Source organism: Mycolicibacterium flavescens (assembly GCF_001722335.1).
GTDB lineage: Bacteria > Actinomycetota > Actinomycetes > Mycobacteriales > Mycobacteriaceae > Mycobacterium > Mycobacterium flavescens.
Map to the genome: position 1 here is coordinate 201,514 of NZ_MIHA01000008.1, position 24,356 is coordinate 225,869.

17 protein-coding genes are annotated in these 24,356 nt (G+C 69.0%); 13 read left to right on the forward strand and 4 right to left on the reverse strand.

Annotated elements, in window-relative coordinates:
• Positions 1 to 158: 158 nt before the first annotated feature.
• From BHQ18_RS13395 to BHQ18_RS13405, 3 genes are read left to right on the forward strand one after another with little or no spacing between them, the layout of a single operon-like run.
• Complete coding sequence (locus BHQ18_RS13395) at positions 159 to 578, forward strand: nuclear transport factor 2 family protein (protein WP_069414101.1); 420 nt, start codon at positions 159 to 161, stop codon at positions 576 to 578.
• The gene (locus tag BHQ18_RS13400) at positions 575 to 1,390 is read left to right on the forward strand and encodes an SDR family NAD(P)-dependent oxidoreductase (protein WP_069414102.1); all 816 of its coding nucleotides are present in this window, start codon (positions 575 to 577) and stop codon (positions 1,388 to 1,390) included. The genes BHQ18_RS13395 and BHQ18_RS13400 overlap by 4 nt, the downstream gene beginning before the upstream one ends.
• On the forward strand, positions 1,387 to 1,917 hold the full coding sequence (locus BHQ18_RS13405) for a VOC family protein (RefSeq protein ID WP_069414103.1): 531 nt from the start codon (positions 1,387 to 1,389) through the stop codon (positions 1,915 to 1,917). The genes BHQ18_RS13400 and BHQ18_RS13405 overlap by 4 nt, the downstream gene beginning before the upstream one ends.
• A gap of 70 nt (positions 1,918 to 1,987) precedes the next feature.
• Here the strand turns inward: BHQ18_RS13405 and BHQ18_RS13410 are convergent, their stop codons facing one another.
• Positions 1,988 to 2,704: an enoyl-CoA hydratase/isomerase family protein gene (locus BHQ18_RS13410; protein WP_069414104.1), complete on the reverse strand. Its 717-nt coding sequence runs from the start codon at positions 2,702 to 2,704 to the stop codon at positions 1,988 to 1,990.
• 90 nt (positions 2,705 to 2,794) lie between these two features.
• Between BHQ18_RS13410 and BHQ18_RS13415 the strand changes: the two genes are divergently transcribed.
• The 6 genes from BHQ18_RS13415 (at position 2,795) to BHQ18_RS13440 (ending at position 9,333) form a co-directional block, all read left to right on the forward strand.
• A complete protein-coding gene (locus BHQ18_RS13415) occupies positions 2,795 to 4,345 on the forward strand; it encodes an AMP-binding protein (RefSeq protein ID WP_069414105.1) in 1,551 nt (516 codons plus the stop codon).
• Positions 4,346 to 4,411: 66 nt separating this feature from the next.
• Complete coding sequence (locus BHQ18_RS13420) at positions 4,412 to 5,602, forward strand: amidohydrolase family protein (protein ID WP_069414106.1); 1,191 nt, start codon at positions 4,412 to 4,414, stop codon at positions 5,600 to 5,602.
• Positions 5,599 to 7,053, forward strand: coding sequence for a FadD3 family acyl-CoA ligase (locus BHQ18_RS13425; RefSeq protein WP_084294043.1), 1,455 nt, complete (start codon positions 5,599 to 5,601; stop codon positions 7,051 to 7,053). Before BHQ18_RS13420 ends, BHQ18_RS13425 begins: the two co-directional genes overlap by 4 nt.
• A gap of 137 nt (positions 7,054 to 7,190) precedes the next feature.
• A complete protein-coding gene (locus tag BHQ18_RS30115; protein ID WP_069414107.1) occupies positions 7,191 to 8,072 on the forward strand; it encodes an Rv1363c family protein in 882 nt (293 codons plus the stop codon).
• Positions 8,069 to 8,665, forward strand: a complete 597-nt coding sequence (locus tag BHQ18_RS13435) for a hypothetical protein (RefSeq protein WP_234794166.1) — start codon at positions 8,069 to 8,071, stop codon at positions 8,663 to 8,665. The genes BHQ18_RS30115 and BHQ18_RS13435 overlap by 4 nt, the downstream gene beginning before the upstream one ends.
• A complete protein-coding gene (locus BHQ18_RS13440) occupies positions 8,665 to 9,333 on the forward strand; it encodes an IspD/TarI family cytidylyltransferase (RefSeq protein ID WP_069414108.1) in 669 nt (222 codons plus the stop codon). The genes BHQ18_RS13435 and BHQ18_RS13440 overlap by 1 nt, the downstream gene beginning before the upstream one ends.
• On the opposite strand, the gene BHQ18_RS13445 is transcribed toward BHQ18_RS13440, so the two are convergent.
• The gene (locus BHQ18_RS13445) at positions 9,314 to 10,018 is read right to left on the reverse strand and encodes an IspD/TarI family cytidylyltransferase (RefSeq protein ID WP_264010226.1); all 705 of its coding nucleotides are present in this window, start codon (positions 10,016 to 10,018) and stop codon (positions 9,314 to 9,316) included. The genes BHQ18_RS13440 and BHQ18_RS13445 overlap by 20 nt on opposite strands.
• A gap of 134 nt (positions 10,019 to 10,152) precedes the next feature.
• On the reverse strand, positions 10,153 to 10,731 hold the full coding sequence (locus BHQ18_RS13450) for an AfsR/SARP family transcriptional regulator (RefSeq protein WP_131815684.1): 579 nt from the start codon (positions 10,729 to 10,731) through the stop codon (positions 10,153 to 10,155).
• A 155-nt stretch (positions 10,732 to 10,886) separates the two neighbouring features.
• Between BHQ18_RS13450 and BHQ18_RS13455 the strand changes: the two genes are divergently transcribed.
• Positions 10,887 to 11,306 carry a ChaB family protein gene (locus tag BHQ18_RS13455; RefSeq protein WP_069414111.1) on the forward strand — a complete coding sequence of 140 codons (420 nt, stop codon included), beginning with the start codon at positions 10,887 to 10,889 and terminating at the stop codon, positions 11,304 to 11,306.
• Here BHQ18_RS13455 and BHQ18_RS13460 read toward each other — a convergent pair.
• On the reverse strand, positions 11,303 to 12,580 hold the full coding sequence (locus tag BHQ18_RS13460; protein WP_069414112.1) for an MFS transporter: 1,278 nt from the start codon (positions 12,578 to 12,580) through the stop codon (positions 11,303 to 11,305). The genes BHQ18_RS13455 and BHQ18_RS13460 overlap by 4 nt on opposite strands.
• Positions 12,581 to 12,910: 330 nt before the next feature.
• Between BHQ18_RS13460 and BHQ18_RS13465 the strand changes: the two genes are divergently transcribed.
• The 3 genes from BHQ18_RS13465 (at position 12,911) to BHQ18_RS13475 (ending at position 24,348) form a co-directional block, all read left to right on the forward strand.
• A complete protein-coding gene (locus BHQ18_RS13465) occupies positions 12,911 to 13,672 on the forward strand; it encodes a MerR family transcriptional regulator (protein ID WP_069414113.1) in 762 nt (253 codons plus the stop codon).
• Positions 13,673 to 13,802: 130 nt separating this feature from the next.
• Positions 13,803 to 14,537 carry a DUF1906 domain-containing protein gene (locus BHQ18_RS13470; RefSeq protein WP_069414114.1) on the forward strand — a complete coding sequence of 245 codons (735 nt, stop codon included), beginning with the start codon at positions 13,803 to 13,805 and terminating at the stop codon, positions 14,535 to 14,537.
• A gap of 532 nt (positions 14,538 to 15,069) precedes the next feature.
• Positions 15,070 to 24,348, forward strand: coding sequence for a type I polyketide synthase (locus BHQ18_RS13475; RefSeq protein ID WP_069414115.1), 9,279 nt, complete (start codon positions 15,070 to 15,072; stop codon positions 24,346 to 24,348).
• The last annotated feature ends 8 nt before the right edge of the window (positions 24,349 to 24,356 follow it).

A 24,356-nucleotide genomic window follows, 5' to 3' on the forward strand; every position in this document is an offset into this window, starting at 1 on the left:
GTGATCAGGATCCGCTGGGGGGTCACCCGCGAAGCATAGCCACCTCAGCGCAAAGCAATTGCCGAACAACCCCTTTCGGCCACACGAGTCGGCGCCGGGAGCCGGTTGGTTGCCGTGCCCGCACCCATCGCAGCGCCTCGGTGCCGTAGCCTGCCGGTGTGGACGCTGACAAGATACAGATCACCGAGGTGTTGATTCGCTACGCGACCGGCATCGACACCAAGGACTGGGCGCTGTTTCGCACCTGCTGGACCGACGAGGTCGACATCGACTACGGAGATCTGGGCACGTTCACCGATGCGGGCGCTTTCACCGAGTTGATGGAGCAGATCCACGGCGGGATGGGCCCAACGTACCACCGCATTTCGAACGTCGCGATCACGCTCGACGGGGACCGGGCCACCGCGCGCTCGTACGTGCACGCGGTGCTGATGGCGGTACCGGGCGACGCCAACAGCTGGATCGATGCGCTCGGCCACTACGACGACGAGCTGACCCGGACCTCCGAGGGCTGGCGGATCACCAAGCGCGCCACCAACATCGCGCGGGTGCTGAGCGCCGCTGGCACGGCGACGTGACCGAATCCGACGGTGCAGAGTTCGCGGCGCGCTACGGACCGTGGGCGGTGATCGCCGGCGCGTCGGAGGGCATCGGCGCCGCGCTGGCCGACGAACTCGGCGCGCTCGGGCTCAACGTGGTGTTGATCGCACGTAACGGCGCACTGCTCGAGGAGGTTGCGTCCGGCGTCCGCGACCGGCACGGTGTGCGGACGCAGGTGGTGGTCCAGGATCTGACGGCCGCCGACGCGAGCACCAGAATCGCCGCTGCCACCGCCGATCTCGAGGTCGGGTTGCTGGTCTACAACGCGGGCGCATCGGATCGCACGACGCCGTTCCTGCGCAACGAGCTCGAGTACTCGCTGCATCAGGTGGCGCTGGACTGCATCGGGCCGCTGGCGCTCACCCACCACTTCGGACCGGCGATGTGCGATCGCGGTCGCGGCGGCATCGTGATCGTCGCCTCACTGGCCTGCCTGGCCGGATCGGCGACGCTGGCGGTCTACTCCGCGGTCAAGGCGTTTCAACACACGTTCGCCGAGGGGCTGTGGGCCGAGCTGCGACCGCACGGCGTCGACGTGTGCTGCACACCGCTGGGGATGACCTACACACCGGCACTGGCGCGGATGGGTGTGGAGTACGACCCGCAGACGCAGATGCGCTCCGAGGATGTGGCCGCCGAGATCATCGCCAACGTCGGCAGCGGGCCGACTTTCGTGGTCGGGGAGAACAACCGCGCGGTGGCACAGCAGGTCTGGACGATCGACCGGCGCACGCTGGTGGAGATGATGAGCGCGGCCTCGACCGAATTCGCCGAGAGTAGGGACAGATGACGACCCTGCCGGGACCGATCCGCCAGGTCGGCTACGTCGTGACCGACATCGACTGCGCGATCGAAGCCTGGCTCGCCATCGGGGTCGGCCCGTGGTTCGTCATGCGCGATCTGACCCTGACCGCCAGCTACCGCGGGGAGCGCTGCGAGATCACCCAGTCGCTGGCGCTGAGCAACAGCGGCGACCTGCAGATCGAACTGATTCGGCAGCAGAGCACCGGCCCGAGCGTGTTCACCGAGTTCCTCGAAGCACACGGTGAAGGATTTCACCAGATCGCTTACTGGGCAGACGATTTCGACTCCACGCTGGTGGCTGTCGCGGCCGCCGGCTGGCCAGTCGTCTGGCAGGGTGGCGAAGACGTCGGCACCCGCTTCGCCTACGTCGAGCCACCCGCCGGCGGTGTGTACGTCGCGCCGGTCGTCGAGATCATGGAACTCAACGAGGTCACCACCGGCATGGCGGCGTTCGTCCGCGACGCCGCCGCGAACTGGGACGGATCCGACCCGGTCCGCGTCCTCGGCGGGTGACCGTTCGCGAAACTGTGTTCCAGCAGGGAAAGTTCGAGTGAGGACCTGACGGAATACAGTTTCGCGGAAATCACTTGGCGCGGTTCATCGCCTTGTCGGCGGTCGCCCAGTGCTCGTCGGACACCCACAGCCGGGCGAACGCCGCGACCGCCTCGTCGGTCGACGCGCCGCGCATCACCCGCTTGATCTCACCGGCGGGGCGGTGCGCGAGTTGCCGGGCGATCGCACGCCAGTCGTCGTCGAACGTCTCGCGGGGCAGCACCCGGTCGATCAGCCCGATCCGCTCGGCCTCGGGTGCCTGCAGAATCGTGCCGGTGCCGGCCAGCAGCAGCGCGGTGCTGTAACCGACCAGCGACACCAGTCGCTCGGCGCCACCCCAGGCCGGCATGATCGCCAGCGAGACCTGGTTGAAGCCGATCTTGATGTCCGCGGCGGCCAGGCGGATGTCGGCGGCCACCGCGAACTCCGCGCCGCCGCCGAGCGCGTGGCCGTTGAGCGCCGCGATCGTGGGACCCGGGAAGCCGGCGATCCGGTCGCACACGGAGCGCATCCGGCGTGCCATCGCCGCCGCGTCGTCCTCGGTGCGCAGCGCGGCCAGCTGTTTGAGGTCGCCGCCGGACACGAACGCCCGGTCACCCGCGCCCCTGAGGACCAGGGCCCGCGCATCCTGCGCGCGGTCGAGCGCATCGTCGAGCTGTTCCATCGTCTCGGGCGCGATTGCGTTGCGGGCCTGCGGGCGGTCGATGGTGATGACCGCCAAGCCGTCGTCCAACTCGAGGTCGACCATCAGAGGTTCTCCGTTTGCGGTATTGGCATTCTCGGATTGAGAGAATAGCATCGCCTCGAGTCGGAGCTGCCGCCCGAGTGTGGGGAGTCCATGCGCACCATTCCTGTCGAGCTGACCAGACGCTACGAAGAGCAGGGGTGGTGGACGCCCGACACGCTCGGTGAGCTGCTGGCGCGTCACCTCGCCGCCAATCCGCACACCGGCTTCTGCGTGCATTCCGAAATCCGGCCCTATACGGGCACTTTCGCTGACGTCGAACACCGCGCCCGGCGCCTGGCCGCGGGCCTGCGGCGGCGCGGAGTGGGGCCGGGCGATGTGGTCGCACTGCAGCTGCCGAACTGGATGGAGGCCGCGGTCACGTTCTGGGCCACCACGTTCCTCGGTGCCGTCGTGGTGCCGATCGTGCACTTCTACGGTCGACGCGAACTCACCCACATCCTGTCGGTGGCGCGGCCCAAGGTCTTCGTCACCACCCGGGACTTCGGCCGGATGCGGTTCGACGCCGACCTGGCCGCCGACGTGCCGATCGTCGCACTGGTCGGCGAGGATTTCGACGAGCTCCTCGACCCCGAACCGATGACCGGCACCCTGGCCGCCGATCCCGCGGGACCGGCGCTGATCGCGTTCACCTCCGGAACCACCAACAACCCCAAAGGCGTTGTGCACAGCCATCAGACGCTGGGCTTCGAAACCCGCCAGCTGCTGGAGAACTATCCGAAGGACCGCGGCCGCCAACTGACCGCCACCCCGATCGGCCACTTCATCGGCATGGTCGGCGCCTTCCTGATCCCGGTGCTGGAGGGCGCTCCGATCGACCTGTGCGACGTGTGGGATCCGGGCCGGGTGCTCAAACTCATGGAGACCGAGGGGATGTCGATCGGCGGCGGTCCGCCGTACTTCGTCACCAGCCTGCTCGACCATCCCGACTGCACCGACGCGCACCGGTCGCGGTTCACCACCGTCGGACTGGGCGGGTCGACGGTACCGGCCGCGGTGACCAGGCGGCTGGCGGACATGGGGTTCTTCGTCTTCCGCTCCTACGGCAGCACCGAGCACCCGTCGATCACCGGGTCGCGGCCGACGGCGCCGGAGGACAAGCGTCTCTACACCGACGGCGATCCCCGGCCGGGCGTCGAGATCAAGCTGACCGAGGAGGGCGAGATCCTGTCCCGCGGACCGGATCTGTGCCTGGGCTACACCGACGACGAGTTGACCCGCAAGTCGTTCGACGAGGACGGCTGGTACCACACCGGCGACATCGGTGTGCTCGACGCGGACGGCTACCTGACCATCACCGACCGCAAGGCCGACGTGATCATCCGCGGCGGGGAGAACATCTCGGCGCTCGAGGTCGAAGAGGTGCTGCTGAGCATGCCCAGTGTCGCCGAGGCCGTTGTGGTGGCCGCGCCCGACAACCGGCTCGGGGAGCGGACCGCGGCGGTGTTGCGGGTCCGCGACGGGCACTCGATGCCCACGCTCGACGACGTGCGGACCCACTTCAAGCAGGCCGGCGTGGCGATCCAGAAGTGGCCCGAACAACTGCACGAGGTGCCCGCCGGGCAGGACTACCCGCGCACCGCCAGCGGCAAGGTGCAGAAGTTCCGGGTCCGCGAAATGGTCCGTCAGGCAGCCACCGGGTAGCGGAGGGACGTTGCGCTGCCACCATCTGTGAGAATAGGATTCTCCCGAGAAGAAAAGGAGTGTTCCATGGGGCAACTTTCACACCGGGTTGACATCCCGTTTCCGCTGTTCGATGCGGACAACCATCTCTACGAGCCGCCCGAGGCGATGACCAAGTACCTGCCCAAGGAGTACAAGGACGTCGTCCAGTACGTCGAGGTCAACGGGCGTACCAAGATCGCCATCAAGGGCCAGATCAGCAACTACATCCCGAACCCGACCTTCTCGCACGTCGCCAAGCCCGGCGCGTGGGAGGAGTACTTCAAGTTCGGCAACCCCGACGGCAAGAGCAAGCGCGAGCTGTTCGGTGAGCCGATGCGGTCCATCCCCGCGTTCTTCGAGCCGGCCCCGCGGCTGGAGCTGATGAACGAACTCGGCGTCGACCGGTCGTTGATGTTCCCGACCCTGGCCAGCCTCATCGAGGAGCGGCTGCGCGACGACCCGATGGCGATCCACGTCATCATCCACTCGCTGAACCAGTGGCTCGACGAGGTGTGGGGCTTCAACTACCAGAACCGCATCTTCGTCACGCCGGTGATCACGCTGCCGATCGTCGAGAAGGCGATCGAGGAGCTGGACTGGGCGGTCAAGCGGGGCGCCCGCGCGATCCTGGTCCGTCCCGCGCCGGTGCCGGGCTTCCGCGGCCCTCGCTCGTTCGCGCTGCCGGAGTTCGACCCGTTCTGGGAGAAGTGCGTCGAGTACGACGTCTTCGTGGGCATGCACTCGTCGGACAGCGGCTACTCGCGCTACACCTCCGAGTGGGACGGCGTCGCGCAGGAGATGCTGCCGTTCCAGACCAACGCGATGTCGATCCTCAACGAGTGGCGCCCGATCCAGGACGCGGTGGCGTCGTGGGTGATCCACGGTGCGCTGTTCCGGCATCCCAAGCTCAAGGTCGGCATCGTCGAGGCCGGCTCGAAATGGATGTTCCCGCTTCTGGATTCGATGGCCGAGGTGTACAAGAAGGCCCCCGAGGCGTTCCTGGGCAACCCGATCGAGGAGATCAAGAACCGCATCTACGTCAGCCCGTTCTACGAGGAGGGCATCGACGACCTGATCAACCTGATCGGCGTGGACCAGGTGCTCTACGGATCGGACTGGCCGCACCCGGAGGGCCTGGCCGAACCGACGCACTACGTCACCGCGCTGGAACACCTCTCGGTCGAGGATCAGGCCAAGATCATGGGCGGCAACCTGGGTCGTCTCGTCACAGTGTGACGCCCGGCTGGCAGACCATCCCCGGGATGGTCTTGAGCGCGGCGGACCGCTTCGGCGACGCGGAAGCGGTCGTCGACGGTCCGCTGCGCTTGACCTTCACCGAACTGGTGCACCGAATCCGGTGCGCCGCAGGAGCGTTCGCCGAACTCGGGGTGGCGAAGGGCGACCGCGTCGCGGTGTGGGCGCCGAACTCGGCCGAGTGGATCGTGGCGGCGTTCGGCCTGATGACCGCAGGCGGGGTGCTGGTGCCCGTCAACACGCGGTTCAAACCCGACGAGGCCGGCGACGTGATCACCCGCAGCGGCGCCAAGGCCGTGCTGGTGCAGAAGGACTTCCTGGGCCTGGATTACTCGGTGGCAACCGATGTTCCGGTCATCGACCTGAAGTCCGGGTTCCTCTCGCAGGGCTCACCGTTCGAGTGCGCGATTTCCGGCACCGACATCGCCGACGTCATCTTCACCTCGGGCACCACGGGCCGGCCCAAGGGCGCGATGATGAACCACCTGCAGACGCTGCGGGCCTACGAGGAGTGGGCCACGCTGGCCGATCTGCGCCGCGGCGACCGCTACCTGATGATCAACCCGTACTTCCACACGTTCGGGCTCAAGGCCGGGCTGGTCGCCTCGTTCCTGCGCGGGGCGACGATGCTGCCGGTGGCCGCGTTCGACGTCGACACGGTCGTCGACCTCATCGAGCGCGAGCGCATCACGATGCTGCCCGGCCCGCCGACGCTGTACCACTCGCTGCTCACCGTCGGTGACAAGAGCCGGCTCGCAAGCCTGCGGGCCGGGGTGACCGGCGCGGCCGACATCCCGGTCGAGTTGATCCGCCGGATCCGCGACGAGCTGCCGTTCCAGTCGCTGATGACCGGTTACGGGCTCACCGAGGCCGGCAACGTCACGCTGTCGCGCCCCGGTGACAGCCCCGAGGACGTCGCGACGACCGCCGGTCTGCCCTGCGAGGACGTCGAGGTGCGAATCGCCGACGACGGCGAGGTGCTGGTGCGCGGCTACAACGTCATGCAGGGCTACCTCGACGACCCCGAGGCGACCGCCGAGGCGATCGACGCCGACGGTTTCCTGCACACCGGCGACCTCGGTGAATTCACCGATTCGGGCCGGCTGCGCATCGTCGGCCGCAAGAAGGACATGTTCATCGTCGGCGGCTTCAACGCCTACCCGGCCGAGATCGAAGGCTTCCTGCTCGAGCACCCCGGCGTGGCCCAGGCCGCGGTGATCGGTGTGCCCGACGAGCGGCTCGGACAGGTCGGCAAGGCGTTCGTCGTCTGCAAGGACGGGCACGCGGGGCTGACCGCGGAGGCCCTCATAGCGTGGAGCCGCGAACGAATGGCGGGGTTCAAGGTGCCTCGCTATGTAGAGTTCCTCGACGAGCTGCCGTTGAACGCCACCGGCAAGGTGATGAAGGACCGTCTTCGGGACAGCGTGCGCTGAGCAGCCGCACAGTGCGTAAATTGCGTTTCCGCAGCGCATCGGTGTTTGCCGGGGCCTACGGACGCGGGTATCGTCGCAGCGATACTCCAAAATGGATAATGGCATTCTCATCGAGTTGTGCAGACAAGGAGGTCGCAGTGCCGTCTTTCAGGCGCCGCGCATCGGTCGCGGACGCGGACAGCGTCGCACCGACGCAGCAAGACCCTGAGCGGTCGGCGGACGCGGACGAAGCACTGCGCCTCGCGGAGGAGGCGGAGGCCGAAGCGGCCGAGGCCGAGGCCCGCGCCGCAGCCGCCCGTGCCCGCGCGAAGGCGATCCGGCTCCGCAAGCAGGCCGAGGAGGCCGCGGCTCCGTCCGGCGCCCCGGAGGCCGACGAATCCGCCGACGCGACGGAAACTGTCGACGCGACGGAAACTGTCGACGCGACGGAAGCCGACACCTCCGAAGCCGACACCACGGAAGCTGACACCACCCAAGCCGACACCACGGAAGCCGCCGATGAACCCGCGGCGCGCTCGCGGCGGCGGTTCCCGCGGATCCGGTGGAAGATCGTCGCCGCCGTGCTGGCGATCCTGCTCATCCTCGGTTTCGCCGGGGCGAGCGGCTACATGGTCTGGCAGCACCGGCTCACCGAGCAGGAGCAGCAGCGCACCGCCGAGTACGCCGCCGCGGCCCGGCAGAGCGTGGTGACGCTGATGTCGCTGGACTTCAACAAGGCCCAGGAAGACGTCCAGCGCATCATCGACAACACGACCGGTCAGTTCCGGGACGACTTCGAGGCGCAGGCCGAGGATTTCGCCAAGGTCGCCAAGGACTCCAAGGTCATCACCGAGGTCAACGTGAACGTGGCCGCTGTGCAGTCGATGACCGACGACACCGCCACCGCGATCGTGTCGGCGACCTCGCGGGTCACCAACGCCGCCGGCGCCAACCAGGAGCCGCGGTCCTGGCGATTGCTGGTCGACCTGGTCCGCGAGGGCGACCAGATCAAGATGTCGAAAGTCGAGTTCGTCCCGTGAGCACCGAATCCCACACCGACGACGTGGAAGTCACCGAACCGGAGTCGACCGGGGTCGAACTCGATGCCGACACCGCCGAGCCCACCGAACGCAAGGCACCGACCGGCGTGCGCCGACACCTCGGCGCCATCCTGCTGATCGTGGCGCTGGTGGCGTCGGCCGGAGTCGCGGCCTGGCTGTACTTCTTCCAGTTCCGCACCGACCTGCAGGTCAACGCCGACGCACAGAAGGTCGCCCTGGACGCGGCGACCACCGGGACCACCGCGCTGCTGTCCTACTCGCCGGACACCCTGGAACAGGACTTCACCGAGGCCAAGTCCCGGCTCACCGGCGACTTCCTCGACTACTACACGCAGTTCACCGAGCAGATCGTCACTCCGGCGGCCAAGGAGAAACAGGTCGAGACCAGCGCGGCGGTCGTGCAGGCCGGCGTCGCCGAGATGAACCCGGACTCGGCGGTGGTGCTGGTGTTCGTCAACCAGACCACCACCAGCAAGGAGAACCCCGACGGCGCGTTCGCCGCGAGCGCGGTCAAGGTCGGGCTCACCAAGGTCGACGACCGCTGGCTGATCAACACCTTCGACCCGGTGTAATGACCGCGCAGCTGTCGGCCGTCGTGCCCGTGCCGCCGGTCGCGGCCGACATCGCCCGCTACCGACTCGACGGCAGCGCGGTGCTCGAGAAGGTGGTGCGCGCTCTACTGGAGTCCGTTGCGGACCCGGCCGCTGTCGTGGTGGCGTGCGCGCCGGCCCACGTCGACATCGTCGAGACGCTGCTCGCCGACGACGACCTGGAAGCGGTGCAGGTGCTGGCCGGCGGGACCGACTGGATGCAGTGTTTGGCCGCTGTCGTCACACACATTGCCCGACAGGCGAATTCGGCACGGTACGTCCTCGTGCACGATGTCCGGCAGCCGCTGACGTCGGCCGCGGTGCGCGACAGCGTGGTCACAGCTCTGGGCGAGGGTGCTGAGATGGTGCTCCCGGTGCTGCCGGTGACCGACAGCGTCAAAGCCGTCGACGCGCAGGGCGCGGTCACCGCGACACTCGACCGCTCCACGCTGCGCACCGCGCAGTTCCCACGCGGGTTCGCCACCGCCCGGCTGGTCCGGATCGTTGACACCGGCACGGCCGACGAGATCGCCGCGGCGCTCGCCACCGGTGCGCCGATCACCACGGTCGAGGGCGACCCCCACGCGTTCGTCGTCGAGTCGCGCAGCGACACCGTGTTCGTCGACGCGGTCATGTCGAGTCGGCGCTGACACCCAGCAGCCGCTCTGCGATCGCGACATCGCGCGCGAACGTGACCTTGAGATTGCGCAGCTCGCCCGGAAACGTCTGTACTGCAAGGTCGCTGAATGATTCGACGCACGACGACGTGTCGGTGCCCTCGAAGCCGTCGACGTCGGCGCGACGGTACGCCGTCAGCAGCGGCGCCGCCTGGAACGCCTGCGGTGTCTGCACCCGGACGAGCCGCGGGTGCGCCGGTGCGCTCAACTCGGCGGTGAGCACCCCCGACATCGGCAGCGCCGGGATGGCGCCGCCGGATTCCCGCGCCACCGACACTGCCCGCTCGAACATCTCGGGGCCGGCGACCGGTCGGGCGGCATCGTGGATGAGCACGACGTCGACCGCCCCCGACTCGATGTCGGCGGCAAGATAGCGCAGCACGTTGAGCTCCGAGCCGTGCCTGCTGTCCCCGCCGGCGACGAATTCAACAGCGACACCGGGTATCTCGGCGGCCACCATGTCCCGGGCGAGCTGTTCTTCGCCCGGCCGGTACACGAACACGATTCGGTCCACCACCCGAACCCGGGTCAGGGTGTCCAGCGACCACGCCGCCATCGGCCGGCCCGCCAGCGGCAGATAGGCCTTGTTCCCGTCGGCGCCGACCCGGGTGCCCATGCCCGCGGCCAGCACCACCGCCACGGCAGCCGTCGTCGTCACCGTCGTATCTTGGCATCCGCGCGTTCAGTCCTCGGCGTGACGGTCGTAGTCCCAGCGTTCCAGCCGTCGCTGCGTGTCGTAAAGACCGAACGCCAGCAACGGTATCCCGATGGTCAGGCAGATCATCAGCGCGGTCATCGGTGACGCTCCTCGGGTTCACCGCGGGTGCCGGTGACGGCGCGGTGGGGGCGCGGCCCTCGCAGCACCGCGCGGGACGAGTGCGGGCCGGGCTTGTCGGCGCTGCGGCCCAGCGCCTCGAACGCCGCCTCTCGCCGGCCGTGATAGCGCTCGCGTTCGCAGGCCACCCAGGGCTCGCTCGACTTGTCGAGCAGTTCGCCGGCGCGCAGCAGCGGGAGCAGTTCGGCCACCTGCTGCGCGTCGAATCCGCCCGCGAGCACGTCGTCGATCAGGGCGCCGGCGTCGTACCAGTCCACCGAGACATCCGCACCCAACTGCAGATACTGCGGATCCATGCACAGCAGCGGCGCGGCACCGAGGGGGCGCAGTCGCCACACCGCCGAGCGCAGGCTGGCGACCGCCTGCCGGGTCTGCGCATGCGGCCAGAGCGTGGCGCACACCCACAGGCGGTGCACAGGTTTGTGTTTCAGTGCCACCAGCGTGACGACTCGTCGGCAGGCGGGCGGCAGGTCGATCAGCTCACCGTCGTGGTAGACGGCGAAACCGCCCAGCAGGTGCACCGAGTATCGAGCCATGACTCGATACTCGGGCCGTCGGCGCGCGACGTCGTGCGTAGTGCACTACCCCTCCTCCCTGCCGTCGCACGGCGAACTGGGCGATCGTTTAACGCGAATCGGCGCGGGTAACTCCCGAAAAGCGGCAATGCTTTCCATCAGTGAGGAGTTCGACGATGCCGAAGACGACCAAGAGCGGCAGCGCACGCAAGAGCGAACTGCCCAGCACGCTGCAGAAGTCAGACGCCAAAGCCCAGCGCACCTTCGCCAAAGCGCACGACGCCGCGGCCGAGGAGTACGGCGAAGGCGAACGCGCCCACCGGGTGGCCTACAACGCGCTCAAGCACAGCTACGAGAAGGTCGGCGACCACTGGGAAGCGAAGTCCGAGAAGGGGCCGTCCGACGCGCGGGCCCGCAGCGGCGGCCCCAACGCCAAGGGCGAAACCGCCGAGGGCGTGGACGCCAACGCCTCGAAGAAGCACTTGATGGACGTCGCCCGGCGGCTTGACATCTCGGGCCGCTCGACGATGAACAAGGACGAGCTGGTGTCGGCGATCAAGAAGGCCAACCGGCGCGAATCGGCGCGCAACCGCTAGTTGCCCCGGCGGGTTCGCACACCCTCGAGGAGCATCTCGTCCTGCCGCTCGCGTTCGGCGGCCATCAGCCTGCGGGTCTTGCGCCGGGTGATCAGGATGCCCAGCACTGCGAAGGCCCAGATCGCGTACTGCACCGTCCACGCCACCCGGAACGATTCGGAGGAAATCTCGCCGAAGCCGTCGAGGATCAACCCCATCGCCTGCATCACCAGCAGCGACGCGATGAACCCGCCCATGTTGACCAACCCGGACGCGGTGCCCAGGGTGGCGCTCGGGTTGAACGTGCGCGCGAAGTCGAACCCGACCATCGAGCCTGGACCGCCGACCGAGATCACCACGATCAGCACGACCAGCAGCCACAGGGGAGCGCGGCCCGGCAGCGCCAGCACCACCGTCCAGATCAGGGCGTTGCTGCCGATGATCGCGAGCACCAACCGGGACCGGCGGTGCGGACGTCTGCCGGTGAAGATGCCGATCAGCACGCCCGCGGAGATCGCGGCCACCACCGACACGGTCAGCAGCGTGCCAGCCAGCCCGGCTGAAAGTCCCTGCGCGCGGGTCAGATACGGGACACCCCACATCAGCGCGAACACGGTGACGGAGAACTGGGTGCCCATGTGGGTGAAGAATCCCAGCCGGGTGCCGGGGCGCAGCCACACGGTCTTGACGCTCCTGAGCGTCTCGCGCACCGAGATCGTGTCGGCCTCGACGGCGTTCCCGTTCGGGGTGTTTCTCACCAGTGCCGCGGTGAGCACCATCGACAGCACGCCCAGCGCGCCGACCGACACGTAGGCCGGCGTCCAACCGAGGGCGTTGAGCATCGCGAAGAACGGGATGGCCGAGAGCACCTGGCCGAGTTGTCCGCAGATGCCGGTCAGCTGGGTCACCAGCGGCACCTGGCGCGGCTGAAACCAGTGCGGTACCAGCCGAAGGACCGAGATGAACGTGAGAGCGTCGCCGAGTCCGAGCACCGCGCGGGCCGCGATCGCGGTCGGAAGCGACTCGGTGAACGCGAGCGCGAACTGGGCCGAGGCCATCAACGCGCCGCCGGCCAGGATCAGGTTCCTCGAGCCGAATCGGTCGAGCAGCAACCCGGCCGGGACTTGCGCGGCGGCGTAGACGATGACCTGCAGGACGACGAACGTCGACAGCACGCCGGGACTGGCGTTGAACCGCTGCGCCGCATCGAGGCCGGAAACCCCCAGGGTGGTGCGGTCCAGCACCGCCACGATGTAGGCGAACAGTCCGGTGGCCCAGACGATCCAGGGACGCACACCGGACCTTTCTCGCGTGGTGGGGTTCTCAGCGCTGACCTGTCCATGGTTCCGTAGGAGCAGCGCTGGCGCCAAATCCTTTCCGGTGAGCTCGATCACCGGTTGCCCGAGGTCGGCTAAGAAGTTGGCTGTAAGCGAAATTCTTTCCGCTAACGCGCTAGCGGGCAGAGGTATCACTGCAGATAGTGACGCATGTGGCAAATAGCTAGCAAATTGATCATTTGTGCGTCACACTTCGCTCGCAAACCCCGTCGCGGGGCTACAGTGGTCGCATGAATCGTCGTGACGTAGCGGCGACGCGCACCCTGCGAGGAGCGAAGGTGCGCGACGGTGGCTGAGTACCGTCTCGACGAACTGGCCCGGATCTCCGGTGTCAGCACCCGCAACATCCGCGCCTACCGCGAACGCGGGCTGCTCGATCCGCCGCGCCGGGTCGGCCGGTCGGCCTATTACGACGACTACCACCTCTCGCAGCTGCGGACCATCAACCAGTTGCACCGTCGTGGCTTCAACACCGCCCACATCGCCGAGTTCTTCACGAGCCTGCGTCAGGGCGCCGATCTCGCCGACATCCTCGGCATTCAGCGCGCGGTGCTCGGCGTCCGGTCCGACGAGCGGGAGGCGCCCGGCGCGGGTTCGCCGGGTTCTCTCGACGTCGACCCGGACGGCGACGAAGCGCGTCAACTGCTCGGCTACGGGCTGGCCGAGGTCGTCGACGGTGCGCTGGTGCTCAGCGACCCCGCCGTGCGGGCGGTCGTGGCGCGCTCGCCGGATCACCTGGCGTACGTGCGCGCGCTGCTGCAGATCTTCGAAGCGACCCGGGAGGCGATCGAGGGGTTGGCGGGCGGGTTCGTGCGCTCGCTCGACGAATGCGTGACCGCCCGGTTCGGGGAGAACTACACCGCGAAACCGGAGGAGATGGACGAACTCAGCCAGATCGTGCGGGACTACCGCGACCTGTGGACCGGTGTCGTGTCGAGTCATCTGGATCAGGCGCTGCAGCGGAAGATGGCCGCGGCCGACTCCGACTACACCGCGGGCATCCTGCTCGGCGGGCGGCGCGATCCCGGCGCGCGCCCGACGACGCCCTGAACCCGCTCGCGGACGCGCAGCCGGTTCGCTCGGCAACCACGCCGCTCGGGCTCGCCGACGTGAATATCGGTGCCGGCGTGGTCAGTGTTGTCAGCGTGATCACTGCGGCAGCTGTCGTATTCTGTGGTTCGTGTCAATATCGCGGCGCACCGTTCTCAAGGGTCTCGTCGCCGCGCCCGCCGCGCTGACCGCCGGCACCGGACTGCAGGTGCTGGCGACCGCGGCCGCGCCGGCCACCGGTTCGGCCGCGCCGCTGGGCATCCTGCTGGACTACGCGGCCGGCGTGCTCAAGGCCAGCGACATCCGCGCCGCGGGCGCGCTGGGCGCCATCCGGTACGTCTCCGACCGGCGGCCGGGCGGTGCGTGGATGCTCGGCAAGCCGATCCAGCTGCCCGAAGCGCGTGACCTCTACCAGAACGGCCTGAAGATCGTCTCGTGCTACCAGTACGGCAAGAAGGACACCGCCGACTGGCTGGGTGGTCAGAACGCCGGCGTCGCCCACGCCAAACGCGGGTGGGAACTGCACGTCGCCGCCGGCGGTTCCTACGGTGCCCCGATCTATGCCTCCATCGACGACGACCCCAGCTATGAGCAGTACAAACAGCAGGTCGCGCCGTATCTGAAGGGCTGGGAGGCAGTGCTGGGCAAGCAGCGGGTCGGCGTCTACGCGAACTCCAAGACCATCGAATGGGCGCTGCAGGACGGCATCGGCACGTACTTCTGGCAGCACAACTGGGGCTCGCCGGGGAAGCGGGCGCACCCGGCGGCGCACCTGCATCAGGTCGAGATCGACGAGCGCTCCGTTGGTGGCGTCGGTGTGGACATCAACCACATCCTCAAACCCCGCTACGGACAGTGGGACTAGACCTTACCGATCAGTAAGTCGGCCCAGCAAACTCATCGGGGTGTCCGGCGGCGTCGAGAGGACACTAACGAGCCAATTGTCTCGTCGCGGCGGTCCGACTCCGCTGGTGAGATCCATACGGAATTTTTATATAACGATTCGATAACAAAACTGCCTTGATCAGGGCTGTTCTGCCTACTCGACCGTAACCACCTGCATGCAGGACGTTTGTCCCGAATGCGTTCCGCGGCGATCGCGGACCGCGTTACGCAACGGATGGTTACCCGAGCGTAGAACTCATCAGTAACCATTTCGGACGCCAAAAGAGGGGTCCCTCTTATGACACTCTTAGTACGGCTGGAGTGCACGGAAGACGGTCCACGCAATGCCTCGAGGAAGGCGTCGCGGAACCGCCCGAGCCGGCCCGGACCACCGGACCAGTCGGGATTCGACGCCGAATCGCAGGCGCCGGCAGAGCAGCCGGACGCGTCTTCAGACCCACCGACCACCAGCCGACGACGAGCATGACGCGGGACCGAGGAGATAACAGCACGTGACGATCAACGAGCAGCACCGGGTGTCCACCGACCGCAGCGCGGATACCGCGATCGCCGGTAGTACCGCGCTCGTCGACCGGCTCAACGCCGGCGAGCCCTACGCGGTCGCCTTCGGCGGCCAGGGCGGCTCCTGGCTGGAGAACCTCGAGGAGCTGGTCAGCTCGGCGGGCATCGAGTCCGAACTCAGCGAGGTGGTCGGTGAGGCCGCCCTGCTGCTCGAACCCGTGGCCCGCGAGCTGGTCGTGGTCCGCCCGATCGGCTTCGAACCGCTGCAGTGGGTGCGCGCGCTGGCCGCCGACGAACCCCTTCCCGCGACCAAGCAACTGATCACCGCGGCGATCTCCGGCCCCGGCATCCTGCTCGCGCAGATGGCCGCGATCCGCGCCGCGATCCGCCAGGGGCTCGACCTGTACGACACGCCGCCGGTCGCGATGGCGGGTCACTCCCAGGGCATCATGGCCTGCGAGTCGCTGCGGGCACGCGGCACCAAGGACGCCGAACTGCTGGCCCTGCTGCAGCTGATCGGCGCGGCCGGCTCGCTGGTGTCGCGCCGGCGCGGAATGGTCGGCCGCGGCGACAAGTCGCCGATGGTGTCGGTCACCAACGTCGACCCCGACCGCATCGCCGAGCTGCTCGAGGAGTTCTCGCAGGACGTCCGCACGGTGCTGCCGCCGGTGCTGTCGATCCGCAACGGCCGCCGGTCCGTGGTGATCACCGGCACCCCCGAACAACTCGGTCGCTTCGAGCTGTACTGCGCGAAGATCACCGAGAAGGAAGAGGCCGAGCGCAAGAACAAGCTGCGCGGCGGCAGCGTATTCAATCCAGCGTTCAGTCAGGTTCAGGTCGAGGTCGGGTTCCACACCCCGCGCCTGGCCGACGGGGTCGAGGTGGTCGACCGCTGGGCCGCGCGGTGCGGGATCGACGCCGAGCTCGCCCACAAGATGACCGAAGCCATCTTCGTGCGCCCGATCGACTGGGTCTCCGAGGTCGAGCGCCTGCACGAGTCGGGCGCCAAGTGGATCGTCGACCTCGGCCCGAGCGACACGGTGACCCGTCTGACCGCACCGGTCATCCGCGGTCTCGGGGTGGGCATCGTGCCTGCGGCGACCCGGGCCGGACAGCGCAACCTGTTCACCGTCGGCGCCGAGCCCGACGTGCCGCCGGCGTGGTCGTCGTTCGCGCCCAAAGCCATTGCGCTGCCGGACGGTTCGGTCAAGGTGTCGACGAAGTTCACCCGGCTGACCGGCCGCTCGCCGATCCTGTTGGCGGGTATGACGCCGACGACCGTCGACGCCAAGATCGTCGCGGCCGCCGCGAACGCCGGGCACTGGGCCGAGCTCGCCGGCGGCGGCCAGGTCACCGAAGAGATCTTCGAAGACCGCATCGCCGAGCTGACCACGCTGCTCGAGCCGGGCCGCGCGGTGCAGTTCAACTCGCTGTTCCTCGACCCGTACCTGTGGAAGCTGCAGTTGGGCGGCAAGCGGCTGGTGCAGCGGGCGCGGCAGTCCGGTGCGCCGATCGACGGCGTCGTGGTCTCGGCGGGCATCCCCGAACTCGAGGAAGCCGTCGAGCTGATCCAGGAACTGCACACCGTCGGCATCACCCACGTCGTGTTCAAGCCCGGCACCGTCGACCAGATCAAGTCGGTCATCAAGATCGCCGCCGAGGTTCCCGACAAGGACGTCATCGTGCACATCGAGGGCGGCCGCGCCGGCGGGCACCACTCGTGGGAGGACCTCGACGACCTGCTGCTGAGTACCTACGGCGATCTGCGCAAGCTGCCCAACATCACGGTCTGCGTCGGCGGTGGCATCGGCACCCCCGAGCGCGCCGCCGAGTACCTCTCCGGTCGCTGGGCCAAGCCGTACGGCTTCCCGGAGATGCCGGTCGACGGCATCCTCGTCGGCACCGCCGCGATGGCCACGCTGGAGGCCACGACCTCGCCCGCGGTCAAGCAGATGCTGGTCGAGACCACCGGCACCGACACCTGGATCAGCGCCGGAAAAGCCCAGGGCGGCATGGCTTCCAGCCGCAGCCAGCTCGGCGCCGACATCCACGAGATCGACAACGCGGCGTCGCGCTGCGGTCGGCTGCTCGACGAGGTGGCCGGTGACGCCGACGCCGTGGCGGAGCGGCGCGACGAGATCATCGCCGCGATGGCCACCACCTGCAAGCCGTACTTCGGCGACCTCGGCGACATGACCTACCGGCAGTGGCTGCAGCGCTACGTCGAACTGGCCATCGGTGACGGCGACAGCACTGCCGACACCAAGCTGCCGAACAGCCCGTGGCTGGCCGACACCTGGCGCGAGCGGTTCGCCGACATGCTGCACCGCGCCGAGGCCCGGCTGCATACCAAGGATTCCGGCCCGATCCCGACGCTGTTCGAGGACGCCGCGCTGTTCGACGATCCCGACCGCGCGCTCGAGATCCTGCTGGCCCGTTACCCCGAGGCCGACACGCTGCGGCTGCACCCCGCCGACGTGCCGTGGTTCATCACGCTGTGCAAGAAGCCGGGCAAGCCGGTCAACTTCGTCCCGGTCATCGACAAGGACGTGCGCCGGTGGTGGCGCAGCGACTCGCTGTGGCAGGCGCACGACGCCCGCTACACCGCCGACCAGGTGTGCATCATCCCCGGCACGCAGGCCGTCGCGGGCATCACCCGCGTCGACGAGCCCGTCGGTGAGCTCCTCGACCGCTTCGAGCAGGCCGCGATCGACGAGGTGCTCGCCAACAACGGCCAGCCGATGCCGGTGGTGTCGCGCCGCCAGGCCCGCGCCGACGTCACCGGACCGCTTGCCGTGGTGCTGGATTCGCCCGACGTGCTGTGGGCCGGCCGGACCGCGATCAACCCGGTGCACCGCATCGGGGCGCCGGGGGAGTGGCAGGCCAACGAGAACCGGCCGGCGGGCAGGAGCGGAGGGCCCACGCCCGCAGGGCAGGGGACTACCCGGGGATTCACACAGGCGACGCATCCATCGACCGGTGCTCGTCTGGAGCTGACCGGTGACCGGGTGACGCTGAGCGTCCCGCTGTCCGACATCTGGATCAACATCCCGTTCACGCTGCCGTCGTGCACGGTCAACGGCGGCATGCCCGTCGTCACCGTCGAGGACGCCTCGGCTGCGATGCGGTCCGTGCTGGCGATCGCCGCCGGCGTCGACGGCCCGGATTCGCTTCCGCCCGTGCAGGACAACACCGCGACGGTGACCGTGGAATGGGACCCCGAGCAGGTCGCCGACCACACCGGGGTGACCGCCACGTTCGGCGCGCCGCTGGCGCCCGGGCTGACGCTGGTGCCCGACGCGCTGGTCGGCCACTGCTGGCCCGCGGTGTTCGCCGCGATCGGCGCCGCGGTCACCGACGACGGCTTCCCGGTCGTCGAGGGCCTGCTCAGCCTGGTGCACCTGGACCACGCCGCCCACCTGCTGGCGCAGATGCCGAAGACCAAGGCCGAACTGACCGTCACCGCAACGGGTTCGGCCGCCACCGACACCGAGTACGGCCGCGTCGTGCCGGTCTCGGTGACGATCAGCGACGCCGAGGGCACGGTGCTGGCCAAGCTCGAGGAGCGCTTCGCGATCCGCGGCCGCACCGGTGCCGCCGAACTGGCCGACCCGCCGCGCGCCGGCGGAGCCATCACCGACAACGCGACCGACACCCCGCGTCGGCGCCGCCGCGACGTCACGGTCACCGCGCCGACCGACATGAGCGCGTTCGCCGTCGTCTCCGGTGACCACAACCCGATCCACACCGACCGCGCCGCCGCACTGCTGGCCGGGCTGAAATCGCCCATCGTGCACGGTATGTGGCTGTCCGCGGCCGCCCAGCACGTCGTCGCCGCCACCGACGGCAAGCCCGCGCCGCCCGCCCGGGTGGTCGGCTGGACCTCCCGGTTCCTGGGGATGGTGCTGCCCGGTGACGACATCGACTTCCGCGTCGACCGCGTCGGAATCGACCGTGGCGCCGAGATCGTCGAGGTCAGCGCGAAGGTGGCCGGCGAACTCGTGATGTCGGCGACCGCTCAGCTGGCGGCGCCGAAGACGGTCTACGCGTTCCCCGGTCAGGGCATCCAGCACAAGGGCATGGGCATGGAGGTCCGCGCCCGGTCCAAGGCCGCCCGCAAGGTATGGGACAGTGCCGACAAGTTCACCCGCGAGACGCTGGGCTTCTCGGTGCTGCACGTGGTGCGCGACAACCCGACCAGCCTGATCGCCAGCGGCGTGCACTACCACCACCCCGACGGCGTGCTGTTCCTGACGCAGTTCACCCAGGTCGCGATGGCGACGGTGGCGGCCGCCCAGGTCGCCGAGATGCGAGAGCAGGGCGCGTTCGTCGAGGGCGCGATCGCCTGCGGTCACTCCGTCGGCGAGTACACCGCGCTGGCGTGCGTGTCCGGGGTGTACCAGCTCGAGGCGCTGCTGGAGGTGGTGTTCCACCGCGGCAGCAAGATGCACGACATCGTGCCGCGTGACCACCTCGGCCGGTCGAACTACCGGCTGGCCGCGATCCGCCCGTCGCAGATCGACCTCGACGACAGCGAAGTGAAAGCGTTCGTCGCCGAGATCTCCGAGCGCACAGGCGAATTCCTGGAGATCGTGAACTTCAACCTGCGTGGTTCGCAGTACGCGATCGCCGGCACCGTCCGCGGGCTCGAGGCGCTCGAGGAGGAGGTCGAGCGTCGTCGCGAGATCACCGGCGGCAAGCGCTCGTTCATCCTGGTGCCCGGGGTCGACGTGCCGTTCCACTCGTCGGTGCTGCGGGTCGGTGTCGCCGACTTCCGTCGCTCGCTGGAGCGTGTGATGCCGCGGGACGCCGATCCGAACCTGTTGGTCGGCAAGTACATTCCGAACCTGGTGCCCCGGCCGTTCACGCTGGACCGCGACTTCGTGCAGGAGATCCGCGATCTGGTGCCCGCCGAACCGCTCGACGAGATCCTCGCCGACTACGACACCTGGCGGAACGAGAAGCCCGGCGAGCTGTGCCGCAAGATCGTCATCGAGCTGCTCGCCTGGCAGTTCGCCAGCCCGGTGCGCTGGATCGAGACCCAGGACCTGCTCTTCATCGAGGAGGCCGCGGGTGGTCTCGGCATCGAGCGGTTCGTCGAGATCGGCGTCAAGTCCGCGCCGACCGTCGCGGGCCTGGCGACCAACACCCTCAAGCTGCCCGAATACTCGCACAGCACAACCGAAGTGCTGAACTCCGAGCGGGACGCCGCGGTGCTGTTCGCGACCGACACCGATCCCGAACCGGATCTCGACGACGAACCGGCCCCGGCCCCCGAGGCCGCCGCGCCCGTCGAGGCCTCGGCTCCGGCAGCTCCTGCACCGGCCGCGCCGGCCGCACCCGCCGGCGGACCCAGACCGGACGATCTGCCGTTCGACGCCGCCGACGCCACCACGGCGCTGATCGCGCTGTCGGCCAAGATGCGCATCGACCAGATCGAGGCGCTGGACTCCATCGAGTCGATCACCGACGGCGCGTCGTCGCGACGCAACCAGCTGCTGGTCGACCTGGGCTCGGAGCTCAACCTCGGGGCGATCGACGGTGCGGCCGAGGCCGACCTGGCCGGGTTGAAGGGTCAGGTCACGAAGCTGGCCCGGACCTACAAGCCGTTCGGGCCCGTGCTGTCGGACGCGGTCAACGATCAGCTGCGCACGGTGCTGGGACCGTCCGGCAAGCGGCCGGCCTACATCGCCGAACGGGTCACCAAGACCTGGGAACTCGGCGAGGGCTGGGTCAAGCACGTCACCGTGGAGGTGGCGCTGGGCACCCGCGAGGGCAGCAGCGTGCGCGGCGGTGAACTCGGCGGGCTGCACGACGGCGCACTGGCCGACGCCGCGACCGTCGACAAGGTCATCGACAGCGCGGTCACCTCGGTTGCGGGCCGGCGCGGCATTGCGGTGTCGCTTCCGTCCGCGGCCGGCGGCGGTGGCGGAGTCGTGGACTCGGCCGCGCTGACCGAGTTCGCCGAACAGGTGACCGGCCGCAACGGTGTGCTTGCCGCGGCGGCACGCACGATCCTCAACCAGCTCGGCCTCGAGACGCCGATCCCGGTGCCGGAGGCCACCGACGCCGAACTCATCGACCTGGTCACCGCCGAACTCGGTTCGGACTGGCCGCGTCTGGTGGCGCCGGTGTTCGACGGCCGCAAGGCGGTGCTGTTCGACGACCGCTGGGCCAGTGCCCGCGAGGACCTGGCCCGGCTGTGGCTGCTCGACGAGGGCGAGATCGACGCGGACTGGGCCCGGCTGTCGGAGCGCTTCGAAGGCGCCGGGCACATCGTCGGCACCCAGGCCACCTGGTGGCAGGGCAAGGCCCTGGCCGCGGGCCGCAACGTGCACGCCTCGCTGTACGGTCGCGCCGCGGCCGGTGCGGAGAACCCGGGCAAGGGTCGCTACGCCGACGAGGTGGCGGTCGTCACCGGTGCGTCGAAGGGGTCGATCGCGGCCTCGGTGGTGGCCAAGCTGCTCGACGGCGGCGCGACCGTGATCGCGACGACCTCGAAGCTCGACGACTCCCGGCTGGCGTTCTACCGCACGCTCTACCGCGACAACGCCCGCTTCGGCGCGAAGCTGTGGGTGGTGCCCGCCAACATGGCGTCCTACACCGACATCGACGCGCTGGTGCAGTGGGTCGGCAGCGAGCAGACCGAAAACCTCGGGCCGCAGTCGATTCACCTCAAGGACGCGCAGACCCCGACGCTGCTGTTCCCGTTCGCGGCGCCGCGGGTGGCCGGTGACCTCTCGGAGGCCGGCTCGCGCGCCGAGATGGAGATGAAGGTGCTGCTGTGGGCGGTGCAGCGGCTGATCGCCGGACTGTCGCACATCGGCGCCGAGCGTGACATCGCCGCGCGACTGCACGTCGTGCTGCCCGGTTCGCCGAACCGCGGCATGTTCGGCGGCGACGGCGCCTACGGTGAGGCCAAGTCGGCGCTCGACGCCCTGGTGACCCGGTGGAAGGCCGAATCGTCGTGGGCGCAGCGGGTTTCGCTGGCGCACGCGCTGATCGGCTGGACCAAGGGCACCGGTCTGATGGGTCACAACGACGTGATCGTCGGCGCGGTTGAGCAGGCGGGTGTCACCACCTACACCACCGACGAGATGGCCGACATGCTGGTCGCGCTGTGCGACATCGAGTCCAAGGTCGCCGCGGCGCGTGAACCGCTGCAAGTCGACCTGACCGGCGGGCTGGCCGAGGTGGAGCTCGACCTGACCGCGCTGGCGACCCAGGCCCGCGAGGAGATGGTGTCGGAGAGCGCCGCCGACGAGGACGACGACGAGGGCACCGTGCGTGCGCTGCCGTCGCCCCCGCGCGGTTACCAGGCGGCGCCGGCTCCGCAGTGGGACGACCTCGACGTCGACCCGGCCGACCTGGTGGTCATCGTCGGCGGTGCCGAGATCGGGCCGTACGGCTCGTCGCGCACCCGCTTCGAGATGGAGGTCGACAACGAACTGTCGGCGGCCGGTGTGCTGGAGCTGGCGTGGACGACCGGCCTGGTCAAGTGGGAAGACGATCCCACGCCGGGCTGGTACGACACCGCCTCCGGTGAGCTGATCGACGAGGGCGAACTCGTCGAGCGCTACCACGACGCGGTCGTGGAGCGCGTCGGTATCCGCGAGTGGGTGGACGACGGCGCCATCGACCCGGATCACGCGTCGCCGCTTCTGGTTTCGGTGTTCCTGGACAAGGACTTCACGTTCGTGGTGTCCTCGGAGGCCGATGCGCGCGCGTTCGTGCAGTTCGACCCCGAGCACACGGTCATCGCGCCGGTGCCCGACAGCGCCGACTGGCAGGTCACCCGCAAGGCGGGCACCGAGATCCGGGTGCCGCGCAAGGTGAAGCTGTCGCGGACCGTCGGTGCGCAGATCCCGACCGGGTTCGACCCGACCGTCTACGGCATCACCCAGGACATGGCGAACTCGATCGACCGGGTGGCGCTGTGGAACCTGTGCGCGACGGTGGACGCGTTCCTGTCCGCCGGCTTCACCCCGGCCGAGTTGATGCGCTGGGTGCACCCGAGCCTGGTGGCCAGCACGCAGGGCACCGGCATGGGCGGGATGACGTCGATGCAGACCATGTATCACGGCAACCTGCTGGGCCGGAACAAGCCGAACGACATCCTGCAGGAGGTCCTGCCGAACGTCTTCGCCGGCCACGTGGTGCAGTCCTACATCGGCAGCTACGGATCGATGATCCACCCGGTCGCGGCCTGTGCGACCGCGGCGGTCTCGGTCGAGGAGGGCGTCGACAAGATCCGGTTGGGCAAGGCCGAATTCGTGGTCGCCGGCGGCTACGACGACCTGACGCTGGAGGCGATCATCGGGTTCGGTGACATGGCGGCCACCGCCGACACCGAGACGATGCGCGCCAAGGGCATCAGTGACTCGAAGTTCTCCCGCGCCAACGACCGGCGCCGGCTGGGCTTCGTCGAGTCGCAGGGCGGCGGCACACTGCTGCTGGCCCGCGGCGACCTGGCCGTGCAGATGGGCCTGCCGGTGCTGGCCGTGGTGGCCTACGCGTCGTCGTTCGGCGACGGTGTGCACACCTCGATCCCGGCGCCGGGCCTCGGCGCGCTCGGCGCGGGCCGCGGTGGCCGCCAGTCGCAGTTGGCGCGGTCGCTGGCCGAGCTCGGCGTCGGGGCCGACGACATCGCGGTGGTGTCCAAGCACGACACCTCCACGCTGGCCAACGATCCCAACGAGACCGAACTGCACGAGCGTCTGGCCGATGCGCTGGGCCGCTCCGAGGGTGCACCGCTGTTCGTGGTGTCGCAGAAGAGCCTGACCGGCCACGCCAAGGGCGGTGCGGCGGCATTCCAGATCATGGGCATGTGCCAGATGCTGCGCGACGGCGTGATCCCGCCGAACCGGAGCCTGGACTGCGTAGACGACGAACTCGCCGGCGCCGCGCACCTGGTCTGGCTGCGCGACACCCTCCGGTTGGGCGAGAAGTTCCCGCTCAAGGCGGGGCTGGTCACCAGCCTCGGGTTCGGACACGTGTCGGGGATGGTCGCGCTGGTGCATCCGCAGGCCTTCCTGGCGGCGCTGAGCCCGCAGGAGCGTGCCGACTACCAGCAGCGCGCGGGCGCGCGGGTGCTGGCCGGTCAGCACCGGCTGGCGTCGGCGATCGCCGGCGGACGGCCGCTGTACGAGAAGCCGGCGGACCGGCGCTTCGGCCACGACGCGCCGGAGAAGCGGCAGGAGGCCGAGATGCTGCTCAGCGCGGCGTCGCGGCTCGGCGACGACGACGTGTATGTGGCTGGCCAGTCCTGAGATAGCGT